We start from the raw sequence: 16,863 nt of genomic DNA, 5'->3' as shown, positions 1-16,863 counted from the left end.
AGGGGGGCTCGAGCCGCCCCGGGATACGGAAGACACCTACCCAAGGCAATACCCGCGATGAATCATTTTTGCTATCGTGACGGGATCCTCGCCGCCGAGGAGGTCCCGATTCCTCGCATCGCCGAGGCGGTCGGCACGCCATTCTATTGTTATTCGACGGCGACGCTTACCCGTCACTACCGGGTTTTCGCCGAAGCGTTCGCCGGGTGCGACGCTATGATCTGCTATGCCGTGAAGGCAAATTCGAATCAAGCTGTCCTTCGCACGCTGGCCGATCTGGGCGCCGGCGCCGACGTTGTTTCCGGCGGCGAGCTTCGCCGGGCGCTGGCGGCGAAGATTCCGGGAAGGCGAATCGTCTTTTCCGGCGTCGGCAAGACGCGCGAGGAAATGGCCCTTGCCCTGGATGCAAAGATTCTGCAATTCAACGTCGAATCGGAGGCGGAACTCGAAGCTTTGAGCGCCGTTGCCGCCGAGCGCGGGGAACGGGCGCCGGTGGCCATCCGCATCAACCCCGACATTGATTCCGGTTCCCATGCAAAGATCGCAACCGGGCGTCGCACGGACAAGTTCGGCATTGCGTGGGAACGGGTTGAGGGGGTTTATGACCAGGCGGCGGCCTTGCCCGGCATCGAGATCGTGGGTATCGCCGTCCACATAGGTTCGCAGCTTCTCGACCTTGCCCCGTTCCAGGCTGCCTTCGCGAAAGTGGCCGGCCTCGTAGGCACCTTGCGCGCCAAAGGCCACCCGATCGAACGGTGCGACCTTGGCGGCGGGCTTGGCGTTCCCTACAACCGGGAAAACCCGCCCGATCCGATGGCGTACGCCGCGATCGTCCGCGAGACGACGCAACCGCTTGGTTGCAAGGTAATCCTCGAACCCGGCCGACTGATCGCCGGCAACGCCGGCATCCTCGTCACCAAGGCCCTCTACCTGAAAGAAAGCACGGGCCGGCATTTCGTGATCGTGGACGCGGCCATGAACGACCTGTTGAGGTCCGCCCTTTACGACGCCTTCCATCGCATCGAACCCGTGGTGGAACCGGCGACGGGAAGCAAGGAAGCGCCGGTGGATATCGTCGGCCCGGTTTGCGAAAGTGGTGACCGTTTCGCAAGCGAACGGCCGCTGCCCCCGATCGCGGCGGGGGACCTGCTCGCCATTCGAACCGCCGGCGCCTATGGCGCGGTGATGGCGTCCGAATACAACACGCGACCCCTGGTGCCCGAAGTGCTGGTAACCGGCGACCGTTTCGCCATCGTGCGGACGCGGCCGACCGTCGAGGCGATACTCGCCCGCGAACCGATCCCCGACTGGCTGCGATAGAAGTCAAAAGGTGTAGCGAAGACCCGCCCACACGGCAGCGGGCGCGCCGGGGCCCAAGAAACGGTTGTCCGCGCCGGGACGGCCAAGTTCGCTCAAGAAGACCTCGTTCGCTTCACCGAAGACACCGAAGGTTTCGTAGTCGGCATTAAACAGGTTGCCGATCCGAAGATACGCGACGAGCGAATCCCGCAAGCGGTATTCGCTGCGCACGTTGAGGATGCCGTAGCCGTCGATCGTCGGCTGGTCGTTCCCTTCATCGCCCCGCAAGAATTGATTGGAGGCCAGGACAGACTCGAACGTCAATGTCCACGCCGGGGTGACGCGATAGGCCAGACCCAGCTTGGCGGAGTGAAGCGGGATCCCCGGAATCCGATCGCCGGGACGGACCGTTACCTCGTCGTTCACGGCGGCCGGGTTGTTCGGGCTGGCCATCTGAAGATGGGATTCGAAGGTAGCCTCGACATAGGCGTAGCTCGCATACCAATCGAAATCTCCATAACGGCCATTCAGGTCGAGTTCGATGCCCACCCGTTGGGTGATACCTGCGTTTTGAAAGAATCCGCTGCCGAGAGTGGGGCCGGCGCTCACGAAAACGATGTCGTCGAAATTCCGCGCCGCGAACCCCGCGACCGACCAGTTGACCGGGGCGTTCCCGGGCAACCCGTTCAGGCGGCCCCGGAATCCGGCCTCGACCGTTCGCGCCACAACGTCCGCAAGCGGCGGGTCCGACACGAAGGCGTTGGGAACGCGGCAAGGCTTGGCCGGGTCGGCGCAGGAAAGCTCGATTGCGGTGGGCGCCCGGTTGGATTCGCCATAGGACGCGTAGGCCCCGATCGAATCGCTGACCGCGATGTTCACCCCGACCGCCGGGTTGAATCGTCCGAACGTATGGACGCCGGCCAGATCCCCCCCAAACTTATCCTCGATACGAAGACGGGCGTAATTGTACCGGCCCGCCGCCGTCACCGTAAGACGAGGGGTCAGAGACAGCGTCTCGTTGAAATAAAGGCCGCAATATTCCGTATGGGAACGGAGGCTCGTGTTGAACGCGTCGTTCGGCGCCGCACCCAAGACCCCGACAAAGACGTCGCTTCCCGCAATCGTCCGGTCCGGCGTCAGCCCACCGATCTCGGTGTTGTTGCCGAAATCGACTGTTGCAAAATCCACGCCCGTGCCAAGCGTGAATGTGTTGTCGAGGCCAAAAAGACTGCTGCGAAGGTTGCCCTGCAAGGACGTCCCGTAGCCCGTGGAAGAGGTCACGGAGCGATTGAAAACGCCATCGCCGCCATTCGCTTCGTCTTCTTCGATGAACCCTCCCTGTTTCAGGTTGACGAGTGGCGCGCCCGCGCCATCGTCGAGGCAGAGCTCCTCTTCCGCGTCGCCGTCGGGGTCGGCCGCACACGCCCCGAACTCAGCCGCGTCACCGTTCAGCGTATTCCGTCGCGCCAACCGAAAATAAAAATTCGACTGCGCGGAAAGCTGTTCCGTAAGCCCCCGGTGAATCTGGCCCTGCAAAAAGAAAAGTTCGTTTCGCGTGTTGTCTGGATGCGTGAAGACGGCGGCCCGGTCGACATCGAGAAGCTCGCGCGGCGCGGCGCCATTTCCGTTAAGGTCGGTGTCGGCATACAGAAGGCTCAGATTGCCCTCGAGATTGACCCCGCGAAAGGCGAAGTCACCATAGAACTGGGCAAGATCGGAAGGCGAATTGTCCCGCCACCCGTCTTCGTCGAAGCCGGTCATGCCGAAGTAAAGGGCGGTGTTCTGCCAATGCTCCCCATATTCCGCGGTCCCGTGGACGCGGCCGAACGAACCGCCGGAAAGTTCTGTCCTAAACCCCGGGTGACGAAAGCCGTTCTTCATCTGCAGCACGATGGCGCCACCCAGGGCGTTCAAGCCGAAGACCGGGCTGGAGCCCGGGATAACGTGGATGGAATCGATCGCGAATTCGGGCACCAGGTCCCACTGCACGACATCGCCGAACGGCTCGTTGATGCGAACGCCGTTTTGGTAAATGGCGAGGCCCTGCGGCAGACCAAGCAAGGGGGATGCCGTAAAGCCGCGGAAATTCAAGTTCGGCTGCAAGGGGTTGCCTTGCGCTTCGTTGAGGGTGACGCTACCGATCTGTTTCGAGAGCTGCTCGCTTACCGACGGGATTTGGGCGGGATCGGGGTCGTCCATGGCGACCACCCGCACGTTGGCGGGGATTTTTTCCTTGGGGAGGCCCACGCCGGGCACCGGCGAGGTTGGAAAGATGACGACCCGAAGGCCGGTTGCGTCTTGCGCCGCCTTCTCCCCGCCCACCGCCAGCGCTGGCCACAGCAAGATCTGAGCGCAAAGAAAACCTGCGAATCGGCGCATCGACCCACTGCTCAATCCAGAACACTCGCGAAAATACGCGCCTTTTGTATAGGCGGCTGGAAGGATTGGCAACCAAGCGTCGGCTGCCTCCAAGGCGCATGGTGCGCGGGGTGTCCGCGGCGTGTGGATCAGAAACGGAACTCGTATTCCAGGAGCCATTTGAAGGTGGCGTCCGGCGAACCGCTGGTAAGGCCGAAGAGTACGCCCGTCTCGTATTTGAAAGCGGACGTCTCGGTCACGGGAAATTTCCCGTACATGACCGGCCCCACTTGGTGTTCCTGCTCGGAGGTCGCCAGGAAGCCGTTTATTTCGCCGGGTTTTCCGAACGCCTCCAACCCGATCTCGAACATCGGCATGAAGCGGTATTTCGCCTGGGCGGCGTATTCGAACTCGAACTCCTTCTCCTGATTGGCGCCGATTTCCTTCCGGAAAAGGGTGTTGAAGGTAACCTCTGTCCGGCCAAATTCCTTCAGGAAGATCGGCCCGAATTTTATCTTGTCCGCCTTGCCCGGATCGTCCGCCAGGGAGTATTCGGCGTAGAGGCCGAGATCGAGGAAGTAGGCGCCTTGAGGCGTCAGGTGAAAGACGCTTTCGAATTCGACCGCCTCGAAATTAAAATTCTCTCCCGGTGCCTTCTCGTATTCGAAGACGACTTCCCCCCACCAGAAATCCGTGAAGCCGTAGCCGAGGTCGAGCTTGTGCTTGTTTTTCTTGTTCTTCAAGGAATCGTCGTCGGCATCCACATGGCCACGGTATTCGATTTCCGCCTCGCCTTCTTCAACGTGGGGGGAATAGACCTTGTGCGTCGCGTGCGCTTTCGGGGAAAGGCCCCCCAAAAGAAAAACCGCCGCCAAAAAAATCGAAGCCGTTCGCACGTTCGTCCTCGCCTCCAATGGACCGCACCTAGCCTACCAACCTTCAGGAGATACGGCCCAATGGCAAATCGTTCCTTTGTCGAAGGGGGATGGCTCCAAAGATTTGAGAATGATTGTTATTTTCACCTTGCTTTTGCCTCCGCACTATGAGATTGATAATCACTATCATAAAAAGCTTTGCCGCTTATCTTTTATTAACTTCTTGAATTATCAATATAAATCATAGGAAGCCCATGCCTAAAAATCATCGCGCTTTGCTCCCTTCCGTAGGGCTGGCGCTCGCCACCCTTGCGACGCCAACTTTGGCCCAGGAACCGCCCAGCCAGAAAGAAATGTGGCAAATTCTCCAGGAACAACGGGAGCAAATACGAGTACTCCAGGAGCGGCTCGACCAAACGACGCGGAAGGTCGAAACCACCGAAAAGAAGATAGAGGCGACCGAGGAGCGCGTCGAAGCAACCGGCGCCATGGTCGAAAAAGTACGCGAAACGCGCAGCGACACGCCGGGCTGGTGGCAACGCACGCGAGTCGGCGCCTACGGCGAACTGCATTACAACGGGGGCAAAAAAGACGAAATCGACTTACATCGTTTCGTTATGTTCTTGAACCACGACTTTACGGATCGCATTCGCTTCTTCTCGGAAATGGAAATTGAGCACGGCGTCGCCGGGGAAGGCCAGAATGGCGAGGTCGAACTCGAACAGGCCTATCTACAGTTCGACCTTAGTGACCGTCACCGTGCGAACCTTGGGCTTCAATTGATTCCGGTCGGCATCCTTAACGAAACGCACGAACCAACAACTTTTTTCGGGGTTGAACGCAACCCGATCGAAACGAATATCCTGCCGACGACATGGTGGGAAGCGGGCGCCGGACTCAACGGTGAAATCCAGGAAGGAATCGGCTACGACGTTCTCTTCCATTCTGGCCTTGCGACGCCAACCACCGGCGCCAACGCTTTCAAGATTCGGAACGGGCGCCAGAAAGTTTCGGAGGCACCCGCCAAAGACGGCGCCGTTACGGGACGGCTCCGTTGGACCGGTTTGCCGGGAGTTGAAATTGGTGTTACGGGACAGTATCAAATGGACGTCACCCAAGACGTTTCCGATACCGACGCGACACTTTTCGAAGCGCATACGAACCTTCGCCAAGGGCCATGGGGCTTGCGCGCCCTATACGCCCGGTGGGACCTCAACGGTCCCGAACCGGAGGTTCTGGGCCGGGACGTGCAGCAAGGCTGGTATATAGAACCTTCTTACCGTTTTCGCATGCGAATCGGTGAGGTTGGAATCTTTGCGCGTTATAACGAATGGGATAACAATGCCGGCAGCAGCCTGGATACAAAATTCCAGCAGATCGACGTTGGTCTAAACTATTGGCCCCATGAAAATGTCGTCATCAAGATGGATTTCCAGGTTCAGGATTCACCCGCCGGCCAGACGGAGGACGACCGAGTGAATCTGGGGCTTGGTTATCAGTTCTGATGATCCCTCCGCTTATCTCCATTCGCTTAAGGCCCATTGCCTGGCCGGGTGCCCTGGTGGCCGCTGTCATAAGCGCCTGCGCTCTGGGGTACCCGGCTGCCGCCGCAGATGTTTACCTAGAACCGGAGGCTTTCCTCACTGAAGCCTTTCCGGAAGCCCCACCGAAGGCGGAAGTCCTATGGATCACAAAAGAACGCGAGGAAACCGCGCGCCGTATCCTGGGTCATGCTTTTGGCGCCCTCCGCCAGCGCTATTGGCGGAATGGCGATCAAACCGCCTGGATCCTTGATGAAATTGGGAAGGAACACCCAATCACCACCGGCTTACTTGTGGAAAAACGGGCGATCAAACGGATTCGCGTTCTCGTCTATCGGGAAAGCCGCGGCTGGGAAGTGCGCTACCCGTTCTTCACCAACCAGTTTGACGGCGCAACGTTGACGAGTGACCTGGAACTCGACCGCCATATCGACGGCATCTCCGGTGCAACGCTTTCCGTACGGGCGTTGACGCGCCTGGCCCGTCTTGCCCTTTATTTTCACGGCGAAGCGACTGGCGCGCCATGATCAAGCGAATCGTGCGGGAAGCCCGGAAAAAGCCGGCCTATAAATGGCATCGTCATATCGGAATTCTGGCGGCAATCTTTTTTGTATTTCTCGCCGTGACGGGAGTTGCGCTCAACCATGCCGAAACGCTGAAACTGGGCCGGCAACACCTCGCAAACGAATGGCTGCTCGACTGGTACGGGATTGAACCGCAGGTGGACAGCGTGAGCTTCGCCCTCGCCGGCGGGCGCTGGCTTACCGGCACGACGGCCTGGCTTTACCTCGACGGCAAGCCTGTCGCCGCGACAAGCGAAAAGCCCACCAGCATCGCCGAAGCCGACGGCATGCTCGCCATCGCAACCAAGAACGAAATCCTTTTCTTGACGCCAGACGGCAAACTCCTCGAACGCAGCGTTCTCGACATCGCTCCCGGCCGCATCGAAAGATTCGGCGTAAGCGCGGAGGGACTGATTGTCGCCGAAACCCCGGCGGGGAAATTTCTTGCGGATAAGGATCTGCTGGAGTGGAAACCGTCTCAAGCAACCGCCGCCTGGTCGAAGCCGGCTGCCGCACCGAAACACCTGCTCGAGGAAGTGGGAAAAATCGAGAGGGGGCACATCCTCAGTTGGGAGCGCGTTCTTCTTGACCTGCACAGCGGCCATCTGTTTGGGAGTTGGGGCCCCTACTTTATGGATGGCATTGCGGTCTTGCTTCTCGTTCTCGTCGTGACGGGCCTCTATATGAGCTTTACGAAACGCGGCCGATGACGAAGCCATCGGATTCTCCTGCGCCCGGGTTCGTTTGCTCCCGCCGACGGGCCTTGCGTATCGTTGCTGGTTCGATCGGGATAGCCACGCTTCCCCGAGCGGCATTCGGCAAGCCGGCCGTTGCATCCCCGCCCTTGCATCGCTGGGAGGGAAAGGCCCTCGGCGCGGAAGGGACTATCCTTCTCTACCACCCGGATGCCACCTATGCGCGCACGTTACTGGACGGTTGTGTGCGGGAAATTGAACGCCTCGAATCGCTGTTTAGCCTCTACCGCCCAGACTCTGTGCTTTGCCGACTGAATCGCACCGGCAGGCTTGCGGCACCGCCCGAAGATTTTCGCCGACTGCTGATCACCGCCAAGGAATGGCATCAACGGACGGCAGGCGCTTTTAATATCGGCGTCCAACCGCTATGGGAGCTTTACGCACGTCATTTCGCAATGCCGACCGCCGACCCGACCGGGCCAGCGCCTTCGGCTATCGCCCATGCTCGGGGACTGGCGGATATCGAGGGCGTTTGCATAACGCGCGAAGAAATCTTTCTGAAAAAAGCCGGCATGGCTTTAACACTTAACGGGATTGCCCAAGGGTACATCACGGACCGGGTGGCGGAATTCCTGAAGACCCAAGGCATGCGGCATGTCCTCGTCGAATTGGGTGAGTTCCGGGCAATAGCTGCACGGCCCGATGGCAGGCCATGGCGGATCGGCATCGCCAACCCGGACCGACCCTGGCGAGCGATCCGGACGCTGCCCCTGCGGGAGGGTGCCATTGCCACTTCCGGCAGCTATGGCATGCCCTTTGAACCCACCGTTCGCCATCATCATTTGTTTGACCCATTCACCGGACGAAGCGCCAACCACCACCGAAGCGTGACCGTGCTGGCGCCGGAGGCAACAACGGCGGATGCCCTTTCGACCGCGTTGGCCATCCTGCCGCAGGCGGATGGAGAAAGATTGCTTGCCGAGCTTGACGAGGTCGGCGCGGTTTTTCTCAATGCTCAGGGCGCGGTTTTCGTCAACGTTCAGTCGGTTGAATAGGTCGGGCCGAAACGCTTGAGAAAGTCCGTCAGCGCATAGGTTCGCTGGTCGTAGAGGCAGATATTCCCCTCAAAGGAAAAATAATAGACGTGCGCCTTGTCCCCGGCGATCACGAGGCGGCAAAAACCGTTCTCGGGATGGTCCTCAGGGCAACGCTGAAGGTCCATGTGGGGTATCTGCTTCTCGAATTCTTCGTAGCTCAGCCAGCAAGATTTTTCCGCGGCGCGGGCGGCGCTCGAGGTCACCCCCCACGCCAGGAGCGGAGCCGCCAGTAACGCCACAAGCTTGTGGGCACCCGTCTTCGCCAGCGGTGCGGCCGGCCCCCCATATAGCCGCATCAGGAGACCGATGCCGAGCAGGGTCGCCCCGTAGAAGACGAGTTGAACGCCATCAGGCCGCGCGCTATAGCCGATCAGCGTATGCAGCAGCTGGCCGATCACGCTGCGCTCGGAAAGGAGATGGGAGGTGTCCCAAACCGCCTGCCCGAGGGCGGGAAGCGCACCGGCCTGCACGAGGTAATGCGCGCCTTGGGAAGCAAGACCCGCCGCCAGGAACAGGATCATCCAGCTGGTGACGGTGAAAAGGTGCTTCGTCGGGATACGCAGCAAGCCGAAATAAAGGGCAAACCCGATGGCAAACCCGCCGGCAATACCGCCCAGGCTTCCTACCAGCATGTCGGCCGCCGCGCTGCCGCTTAGCGCGATGCCGTAAAGGAAAAGAACGACTTCGGAGCCCTCCCGCAAGGTGGCGAGGCCGACGACGACGGCAAGCACGTAAAGCGGGCGCGCGCCCAGACTGACCGCATGGCCCACCGCGGTCATCTGCCTTGCGATCTCGCGGCCGTGGCGGCTCATCCAGACGTTGTGCCAGCCAAGCATGAAAACGGCCAGAAACAGCACGCCGGCGTTGAAAAATTCCTGCCCCATTCCTGCCGCCACGCCGCCGATCGTCTGGGCGAAGGCGGCAACCAGCGAAGAGCCCGCGAGCCCGCTCAGGATACCGTAGAGGACCCACCGACCACGTCCGGCGACACCCTTCGTCCCGGCCATCACGATGCCAACGATCAGCGCCGCTTCAAAAATTTCACGGAACAGAATGAGTGCGCTTGCCAGCATGACGCTTTCGATTCCTATTTTGCGAGGATGCGGCCCTTCGCCGTTTTAGGGTGGAACTCGCCGAAATATTCGTAGATTCCGGGATCGAGCGGGCCGATATAGACGACCCCCTCCTTGCCGCCGAGGATGATCTTCTCGCGGTTTAGAGCGTAGCTTTCGAACTCTTCCGGGGTCGGATCGAGATTCTTCACGAGCAGCTTGATCTTCTTGCCGGCCGGCACTTCAAGATCGGCGGGCGAAAATTGGTGGTTTTGGATGGTGATCGTGTAGGTCTCCTCCGCCCGGCCAGGCGCAGCCAGAAAGCCCAGGGCGAGAAGAAGCCCGGCGAGCGCGAACCCGATTTTTTGCGCAAGTTTTTGTTTCATCGTTTGTTTCACCCGGGCCCTTGATGGGGGTTGCCCCTAAAAGTGAGATTGCAAATCATTCTTAACATGGAAAAATAGGGGCGCTCCCCCGGCCTGTCAAGGAATTTGACGGTGGGGGCCTTCGAGAGAAGGGTTGGGGGCGGTTAAAAGCGCGTGGCCCAGCTATTCGCCGACAACCAAATTCTCGGCTGAGAAGCGACCGTTCTTGCCGGGCGAAAGCTCATACTCAACGCGCTGTCCTTCGGTCAACGTGTTCAAGCCGGCACGCTGCACGGCCGAGATATGCACGAACACATCCTTCGAGCCGTCCTCCGGCTGAATAAACCCATACCCCTTGACCGAGTTAAACCACTTCACCGTTCCAACAGACACAAGCTATGCACTCCTGATATCAAACCAAAAACACCCCCCGTCGCCGGCATCCGCCCGCCCGAACGGGATGACGCCACACACAGGAGGAAGCGTATTCTACCGTGGCCAAATCGGCTCGAAAAGTGCCTGGAAAGAAAAGATAGAGAAGAGAATGGTGCCGCCTGCGTGACTCGAACACGCGACCCCCGCATTACGAATGCGGTGCTCTACCAACTGAGCTAAGGCGGCGCAGGGCGCTGGCAAAGTACGACCGGAGACCCTTCACGTCAACGGGCGCGCCGCACCGTTGCCTTGGGGAAACCAGATGGTCTGAGCGGCGCCGTCGCGGCGGAGTTCGGGTCTTCCCTTGCCCAAAACCGCGCCGGGCAAGGCCCAGGCGAAGCCGTCGAAGGTGCCGCAATTCGCGCAGACCGGCGACCACGATTCGGCGACCGTGCCGCAATTCCCGCAAACCCACGCGGCGTCTGACGGCGCTTCGAGGACGCGCCGCCGCCAGGGTTCGGCCGCCGCCGCGTTGCCGGTTTCGGCTTCTTCGAGTTCCGCCATGCAACGGAAGGCGCGCGCCGATGGCGCCGCAGCAACCACCTTCGCCAAATGATCCCGAGCCACACCCCAGATATGCGCCGCAAGGGCGGCTTCCGCGATGGTAAGATGGCTTTCCGGGTGATCCGGGCGACGGACGGCCAGTTTCTCGATTTGGCGAAACCGCCGAAGCGCGTCCGAGGGCGGGAAGATTTCCAGATAAGCCATGGCAAGATTGGGGTGCGGCGTTTTCGACCACGCCTTTTCAATCGCCTTTCTGGCCCGGCGGGCTTTCCCGTCCTTCATGGAAAGGCGTGCGTAACGTATCGCCGCCGGCGCAAAGTCCGGCGCACTTTTCCAGGCCGCCTTCGCATAATCGCGCGCGTCGTTTGCCCGCCCCTCGTCCTCCGCCAATGCGCTCTGCTGAAGCTTCAGCGCTGCGATCTGCCGGTTTCCTTCCGCCGCCGGGATGACCCTGCGTTTTATCGCCAGCGTCAGCGTCGCCTCGGCTTCCCGCCAGTCTCCGGCGCGCCGGAGAAGGCTGAAAAGCGCCTGAACGACCCAAGGCGTTTTCGGATGCAGCGCGTAGGCGCGATCGGCGAGCCTCAACGCCTCTTTATCGTTGCCTTCGCGAAGGGCTTGCACGAAAAGACCGCGGATGCCGAGAAAGGCCATCTCCGGTTGATCGAGCATCGATTCGAAATAGCCGGCCGCCGCCCGTTCATCCCCCCGGAGCTGGGCGGCCTGGGCGGCAAGCAGCAGAACGAGCGGCGGATCGCGCAGGAGCCCTTCCGCCCGCTTGGCCAAGCGGCTCGCCTCTTCCGCATCGCCCGCCGCCACGGCCACCAGGCCCTGGGTCAACGCGCGCTCGCCCCGCCGCCGCCGTTTCTCCCGAAAGGCCGCGGCGATCCGGCGCGGGGCTGTGGCAAGGAGCCGCCACACCCGGTCAAGCAAGATCGCGGCAACCGCGCCCACCGCCACCGCAACGAGCAGGAAGCCCGCCGAGGAGCGAACGCGGTAGTCGCCGAAGGTAATCAGCACGGTGCCGGGATGCCCGGCCACCCACGCCGTGACGATGACCAAAACGGCGAGGATCAGAAAAAAAACGAAAGTGCGGATCATGGCTGCGCCGCCGACGGCTTCGCTCCGCCTGGGAAGGCAAGTTGCCGGAGACGCCGGATCGCGGCTTCCGCCGCAAGACGCGCCTCGGCGTCGCGGAGCCATGATTCCATCGCCCCCCCGGCCGGGCCTTCGATTCCCCTGAGCAGCGCGACACCACGTTCAAGATCGCCGGCCTCAAGCGCCAGTTCCGCCCGGGCCAGCACCGCTTCGAGGCCATCGCCCTCAAAATCCCCGGTCCGCCGGATGGTCAACACGGAGGAGAGGTTGGCGAGCAGCTTTTCCGTCCAGTTCGCATCGGGCTTCAACCGGTCAGCTTTCAAGGCCGCCGACGCCATCGCATCGTAGCGTGCCCGCAGCATCGGCAAGGTCGCAATGCCCCGATCCGCGTAGGCCGCGATGGGAGCAACGGCCTCCTTCATGATCGGGTCCTCGCCCGCCACCGCCAGCAGGTCCATCAACCGCTCGCGGAACGGGCCATATTCCCAAAGGCCCTCGCACAGGCCTTCGACAGCCAGGAAGCGGCGGTTGGCGACAGGATCGACCGGGTCGGCTTTCGTCACGCGGACAAGATCGGCAAGTTGAGCGGCAAGGCCTTCGACGGCGGTTCGAAGCGCTTCGATTTCCGCCTGCGAGGCCGCCTCGCCACCGCCAGCACCTTCGAAAATCTGGCTCTCGAGAGCGGCAAGCCGGCCATCGAGGGAAGCCAGATCGGTTTCGATCGCGTTCAGTTGCGCGGTCGTGCCTTGGGAGGTTTGCGGCAGGATTTCGAAGGCCTCTTCAAGGGCGGCTACGCGTGCGGAAAGGACGTCCGTTTCCTTCTGCGTTTCCTTCTGCGTTTCAGGCTGCGTTTCGGGAAACGCGAGCCAGCCCGTCCACTCCTTGGGCAAGGGAAAGGCATAAAGGGCGGCGAGACCACCCGCCAGCAGGAGCAGGATAAGAAGGGCGAGAGGCAACCAGAGACGACGCGCTTTCCGGGTTGGAGGGGCTTGCTCGGTTTCCGTCTTTGGTTCTTCCTGGTCGCTCATGGGAATCTATCCTTCGGGGTTGTCGCCGCGGCCGACGGCCGAGGCGTCTTCGAGCTCGCGGAGAAGGGATTCGACGTTCGGGGACGGTGCCACGCGAAGTCCTCGCCAGTGAATGGCCTTGGCCGCCTCGGCCACCGCGGGGCTCAAGCAAAACGCCAGAACCCGCTCGCAGGAAGCGGCAAGTCCCGCCTCGTTCACCAGCCTAACAAAGACGCCTGCCGTCCGGGGAGAGAAAAAAAGGACCGCGTCGATCGCCTCTTTTTCGAGCGCGCCGGCCAGCCTTGGCGAAAGCCCCTGGGCCGGCCGCGCCTCGTAAAACGCCTCGCACCGCACCGTCAACCCGCGCTTGGCAAGCGCGCCGGCCAGATCGCCGGCGACGTTTTTGCCGGCGGCGTGCAGAAGCACGCCCGCCTTTGGGTCCGCGCACTCGGCCACCAGGTTGGCCAGGCTTGCCACATCGCCCTTCGCACTTTGAACCATCCGAAAGCCAAGGGCGCGCGCAAGCTTTGCCGTCGCCTCACCGACCGCGTAAACCGGAAGATCCCGTTTGGCCGTTGCTTGAGCGAGCGCCCGCGCACCGTTCGCGCTCGTCAGCAAGAAAGCCTGCACGCCTTCCGTCGCAAGCGGAACGCCGGGAATCTGTTGGATATCGAGCATAGGCTCAATCAGACTCGTGATGCCGCGCGCCTGAAGAAGAACCGCCAAAGCCGCCGAATCTTCCCTCGGGCGCGTCAACAGAACGTACATCTTCGTCAACCGAGGCTCGCGAAGAATTCGGGCCCCGCCTTTTTCCTCAATTCCCCTCCCACCTCGCGGCCGATTGTTTCGGCGTCGTCGGTGCTTCCCCGGCGTTCCGCGTCGTAGCGAAGCGAGCCGTCGGGCAGCGCCACCATGGCGCGGAGAAGAAGCGTGCCCCGGTCAACGGCCTCGGCCAGGGCGGCGATTGGCGTGCGGCAGGAACCATCCAGGACGGCAAGGGCCGCCCGCTCGGCCGCGACGCAACGGTTGGTGAGGGGGTCGAAGATAGGTTCGAGAAAGTCTCGCAAGGCCGAATCTCCGACCCGGCATTCGACCCCGATCGCGCCTTGGGCGGCGGCGGGCAGAAAAGCGTCCGGTTCGAGCGTCGCCGTGATGTGGTCGGAAAGGTTAAGTCGCTTCAACCCGGCTACGGCAAGCAGAATGGCGTCCGCCTCGCCTTCCGAAAGCTTGCGAAGCCGGGTTCCCACGTTCCCGCGCATGGGCACGATTCGCAAGTCGGGCCGAAGGTGTTTCGCCTGCGCTTGCCTGCGCAACGAGGACGTCGCGAGCGACGCCCCTTTCGGCAGATCGGCGAAGCCGGCATAATTCCGCGAGACGAAGCCGTCCCGCGGATCCTCCCGGGGAAGACAACCCGCGATGCAAAGCCCGTCGGGCAGCCAGGTCGGCACGTCCTTCATCGAGTGGACGGCAAGGTCGAGGTCGCCGCGCAGCAAGGCCTCTTCGATTTCCTTCGTGAAAAGGCCCTTGCCCCCCAACTCACTGAGCGGGCGGTCCAGCACCTTGTCGCCGGTCGTTCGAATGATGTGAATCTCGATCGCCTGCGGCAGGCCAAGCGCGGGGTGGGCGGCGACCAGGCGGTTTCGCACTTCCTCCGCCTGAAAGCGCGCCAGCTTGCTGCCTCTCGTGCCTATGCGAATGGCTTTCCCCGCCGTCATTTCCTGTGTGTAGTGCTTGCCGACCCGCAAGGTAAAGTGGTTATTACGGAAAGGAAAAACCCTTCCACAAGGAACCTTGAAAAGCCGAGCGGAATGGAAAAACCGATGGTTGTGCTTGGGTTGGAGAGCAGTTGCGACGAAACCGCCGCCGCGCTGGTCAATGACCGCGGGAAAATCTTGGCGGAAGGCCTTTTTTCCCAGATCGCGGCCCATGAGCCCTATGGCGGAATCGTGCCGGAAATCGCCGCCCGCGCCCATCTCGAACGCCTGAATGAAATCGTGGCCGGGGTGATGAAGCGGGCCGGGCTTGGCTTCGACGCCCTCGACGGGGTGGCGGCGACGGCCGGGCCGGGGTTGATCGGCGGGCTTATCGTCGGCGTCATGACGGCGAAGGCGATCGCCGCGTTCCAAGGGCTACCCTTCCTCGCCATCAACCACTTGGAGGGGCACGCGCTTTCCTTCCGTCTGCTCGAAAAACTCGATTTTCCCTATCTCCTGCTTCTGGTGTCCGGCGGGCATTCGCAGTTCGTCGTCGTCGAGGGAGTGGGCCGTTATGTTCGGCTTGGCACGACGCTGGACGACGCCGTCGGGGAAGCCTTCGACAAGGTGGCGAAGCTTCTGGGCCTGCCCTATCCCGGCGGACCGCAAATCGAGAAGGCGGCAAGGCATGGAAATGCAAAGCGCTTCGAACTTCCCCGCCCGATGATACGGCGGGAAGGTTGCGACCTTTCCCTTTCCGGCCTGAAGACGGCGGTCCGCCAAACCGTCGCCGGCCTGAAGGGAGATGCCGGCCTCGTCGCGGACATGGCCGCCAGCTTCCAGGCCGCCGTCGGAGACGTGCTGGCCGACCGCTCAAAAAACGCGATCCGCCTTTTTCATGCGCGCCATCCCGACGGCAAGGCGTTCGTCGTCGCCGGCGGGGTTGCCGCGAACGCTTATCTGAAGACGAGGTTGCGGCAACTCGTCGAAAGCGAAGGCATGCGGCTGCACGTGCCGCCGCCGGAACTTTGCACGGACAACGGCGCGATGATCGCCTGGGCCGGTATCGAGCGGCTTCGTCTGGGGCTGACAGACGCCTTCGATTTCGCTCCAAAACCCCGCTGGCCGCTGGACCCGGCTGCTGCCCGGCACCCGGAGACCCCGTCTTGATCCGGCCCCTTTCGTGCTAGAGTAAACGCCATGGCACGGATCGGGGTTGTCGGTGCGGGGGCTTGGGGAACGGCGCTGGCGAGCGCCGTCCGCCGGCAAGGGGGCGAGACCGTCCTCTATGCGCGCGAGCCGGAGGTCGTCGAGGCTATCCGAAAAACCGGCGAAAACACGCCCTTCCTGCCGGGGGTCAGGCTCGACCCTTCGATTCGCCTGACGAACGCCTTCGAGGACGTCGCCAAGGCGGACACCCTTCTCCTCGTCACGCCGGCGCAGCACGTGCGAAAGGCCTGCGAGAATCTTGCCTCGCATTTGAAGAAGGGAACGCCGGTCGTCCTCTGCGCGAAGGGAATCGAGCAGGCGAGCGGCAGTCTGATGAGCGAGGTCGTTCGCGAGACACTGCCGCAGACCCCGCTTGCCGTGTTGTCGGGGCCGACCTTCGCGGACGAGGTGGCGCGCGGCCTGCCGACGGCGGCAACCCTGGCCTGCGAAGACGAGACGCTCGGCGAGCACCTGCAGGTCCTGATCGGAAGCCCGCGTTTTCGTCTCTACCTTTCCGACGACATCATCGGGGTTCAGGTCGGGGGCGCGGTAAAGAACGTGCTTGCAATCGCCTGCGGGATCGTCGAGGGCCGCGGCCTCGGCAGCAACGCCCGAGCCGCCTTGATCACGCGGGGGCTGGCCGAGATCGCACGCCTTGGCGTCGTCCTGGGCGGCCAGTTCAGAACTTTCATGGGGCTGTCCGGCCTTGGCGACTTGACGCTTACCTGCAGCAGCCGCCAGTCGCGGAATCTCTCCCTCGGCATCGCCCTTGGCGAAGGCAAGACGCTTGCGGAAGCGACGGCGGGCCGCAAGTCGGTTGCGGAAGGGGTGTTCACGGCACATGCCGTGTCGGAACTGGCTTCTCGCCTTGGCCTCGAAATCCCGATCGTGATGGCGGTTCGCGACGTGCTGCATCGCGGCGCAAGGATCGAAGAAGCCATCGAAGGCCTGCTTGCCCGACCGATCGGAGAAGAATTACCGGAAGAAGCGAGGGACGTCTAACCCTGCCGGCGTACGACCCGATGGAATTCCAAAAACCGTAACGGTCGCGCTTTATAAAATCGTCCTGCCGAA

The 16,863-nt window shown here is 62.0% G+C and carries 15 protein-coding genes, 1 tRNA gene and 1 pseudogene; 7 read left to right on the top strand and 10 right to left on the bottom strand.

Annotated elements, in window-relative coordinates:
• Nucleotides 1-57 precede the first annotated feature (57 nt).
• Entirely contained in the window at nt 58-1,320 is a 1,263-nt protein-coding gene (gene lysA, locus AB1781_06880; protein ID MEW5704296.1) for a diaminopimelate decarboxylase, read from the top strand.
• 3 nt (nt 1,321-1,323) lie between these two features.
• Here the strand turns inward: lysA and AB1781_06875 are convergent, their stop codons facing one another.
• Nucleotides 1,324-3,678: a TonB-dependent receptor gene (locus AB1781_06875; GenBank protein ID MEW5704295.1), complete on the bottom strand. Its 2,355-nt coding sequence runs from the start codon at nt 3,676-3,678 to the stop codon at nt 1,324-1,326.
• Between the two features lie 128 nt (nt 3,679-3,806).
• Entirely contained in the window at nt 3,807-4,553 is a 747-nt protein-coding gene (locus AB1781_06870) for a hypothetical protein (protein MEW5704294.1), read from the bottom strand.
• A gap of 233 nt (nt 4,554-4,786) precedes the next feature.
• On the opposite strand from AB1781_06870, the gene AB1781_06865 reads away from it, so the two are divergent.
• Genes AB1781_06865 through AB1781_06850 form a run of 4 tightly spaced genes read left to right on the top strand, consistent with a single transcriptional unit; the run spans nt 4,787 to nt 8,386 of the window.
• Complete coding sequence (locus AB1781_06865) at nt 4,787-6,037, top strand: porin (protein ID MEW5704293.1); 1,251 nt, start codon at nt 4,787-4,789, stop codon at nt 6,035-6,037.
• Nucleotides 6,037-6,600: an FMN-binding protein gene (locus tag AB1781_06860; protein MEW5704292.1), complete on the top strand. Its 564-nt coding sequence runs from the start codon at nt 6,037-6,039 to the stop codon at nt 6,598-6,600. Before AB1781_06865 ends, AB1781_06860 begins: the two co-directional genes overlap by 1 nt.
• Nucleotides 6,597-7,346 (top strand): PepSY domain-containing protein, encoded by a 750-nt coding sequence (locus tag AB1781_06855; GenBank protein ID MEW5704291.1) that lies wholly within the window; start codon nt 6,597-6,599, stop codon nt 7,344-7,346. Before AB1781_06860 ends, AB1781_06855 begins: the two co-directional genes overlap by 4 nt.
• A complete protein-coding gene (locus tag AB1781_06850) occupies nt 7,343-8,386 on the top strand; it encodes an FAD:protein FMN transferase (GenBank protein MEW5704290.1) in 1,044 nt (347 codons plus the stop codon). The genes AB1781_06855 and AB1781_06850 overlap by 4 nt, the downstream gene beginning before the upstream one ends.
• Nucleotides 8,387-8,718: 332 nt before the next feature.
• Here the strand turns inward: AB1781_06850 and AB1781_06845 are convergent.
• From AB1781_06845 to hemC, 8 genes and pseudogenes are all read right to left on the bottom strand, one after another.
• Nucleotides 8,719-9,501 (bottom strand): annotated as a pseudogene (locus tag AB1781_06845) (FTR1 family protein).
• A gap of 14 nt (nt 9,502-9,515) precedes the next feature.
• Nucleotides 9,516-9,866, bottom strand: a complete 351-nt coding sequence (locus tag AB1781_06840) for a cupredoxin domain-containing protein (GenBank protein MEW5704289.1) — start codon at nt 9,864-9,866, stop codon at nt 9,516-9,518.
• A gap of 162 nt (nt 9,867-10,028) precedes the next feature.
• Nucleotides 10,029-10,238, bottom strand: coding sequence for a cold-shock protein (locus AB1781_06835; GenBank protein ID MEW5704288.1), 210 nt, complete (start codon nt 10,236-10,238; stop codon nt 10,029-10,031).
• A gap of 152 nt (nt 10,239-10,390) precedes the next feature.
• Nucleotides 10,391-10,466, bottom strand: a tRNA-Thr gene (locus AB1781_06830).
• Between the two features lie 33 nt (nt 10,467-10,499).
• Complete coding sequence (locus tag AB1781_06825; GenBank protein ID MEW5704287.1) at nt 10,500-11,882, bottom strand: heme biosynthesis HemY N-terminal domain-containing protein; 1,383 nt, start codon at nt 11,880-11,882, stop codon at nt 10,500-10,502.
• Nucleotides 11,879-12,907: a mitofilin family membrane protein gene (locus tag AB1781_06820; GenBank protein MEW5704286.1), complete on the bottom strand. Its 1,029-nt coding sequence runs from the start codon at nt 12,905-12,907 to the stop codon at nt 11,879-11,881. The genes AB1781_06825 and AB1781_06820 overlap by 4 nt, the downstream gene beginning before the upstream one ends.
• A gap of 6 nt (nt 12,908-12,913) precedes the next feature.
• Nucleotides 12,914-13,654, bottom strand: a complete 741-nt coding sequence (locus AB1781_06815; protein ID MEW5704285.1) for a uroporphyrinogen-III synthase — start codon at nt 13,652-13,654, stop codon at nt 12,914-12,916.
• A 5-nt stretch (nt 13,655-13,659) separates the two neighbouring features.
• A complete protein-coding gene (gene hemC / locus AB1781_06810) occupies nt 13,660-14,601 on the bottom strand; it encodes a hydroxymethylbilane synthase (GenBank protein ID MEW5704284.1) in 942 nt (313 codons plus the stop codon).
• Nucleotides 14,602-14,706: 105 nt separating this feature from the next.
• On the opposite strand from hemC, the gene tsaD reads away from it, so the two are divergent.
• Both tsaD and AB1781_06800 read left to right on the top strand, forming a co-directional pair.
• Nucleotides 14,707-15,750, top strand: a complete 1,044-nt coding sequence (gene tsaD / locus AB1781_06805) for a tRNA (adenosine(37)-N6)-threonylcarbamoyltransferase complex transferase subunit TsaD (GenBank protein MEW5704283.1) — start codon at nt 14,707-14,709, stop codon at nt 15,748-15,750.
• A gap of 30 nt (nt 15,751-15,780) precedes the next feature.
• Complete coding sequence (locus tag AB1781_06800) at nt 15,781-16,791, top strand: NAD(P)H-dependent glycerol-3-phosphate dehydrogenase (GenBank protein MEW5704282.1); 1,011 nt, start codon at nt 15,781-15,783, stop codon at nt 16,789-16,791.
• The last annotated feature ends 72 nt before the right edge of the window (nt 16,792-16,863 follow it).

It is taken from the genome of Pseudomonadota bacterium, assembly GCA_040752895.1.
GTDB lineage: Bacteria > Pseudomonadota > Alphaproteobacteria.
Note: the sequence above shows the minus strand (reverse complement) of the source record. Positions and strands in the feature narration are given on the sequence as shown.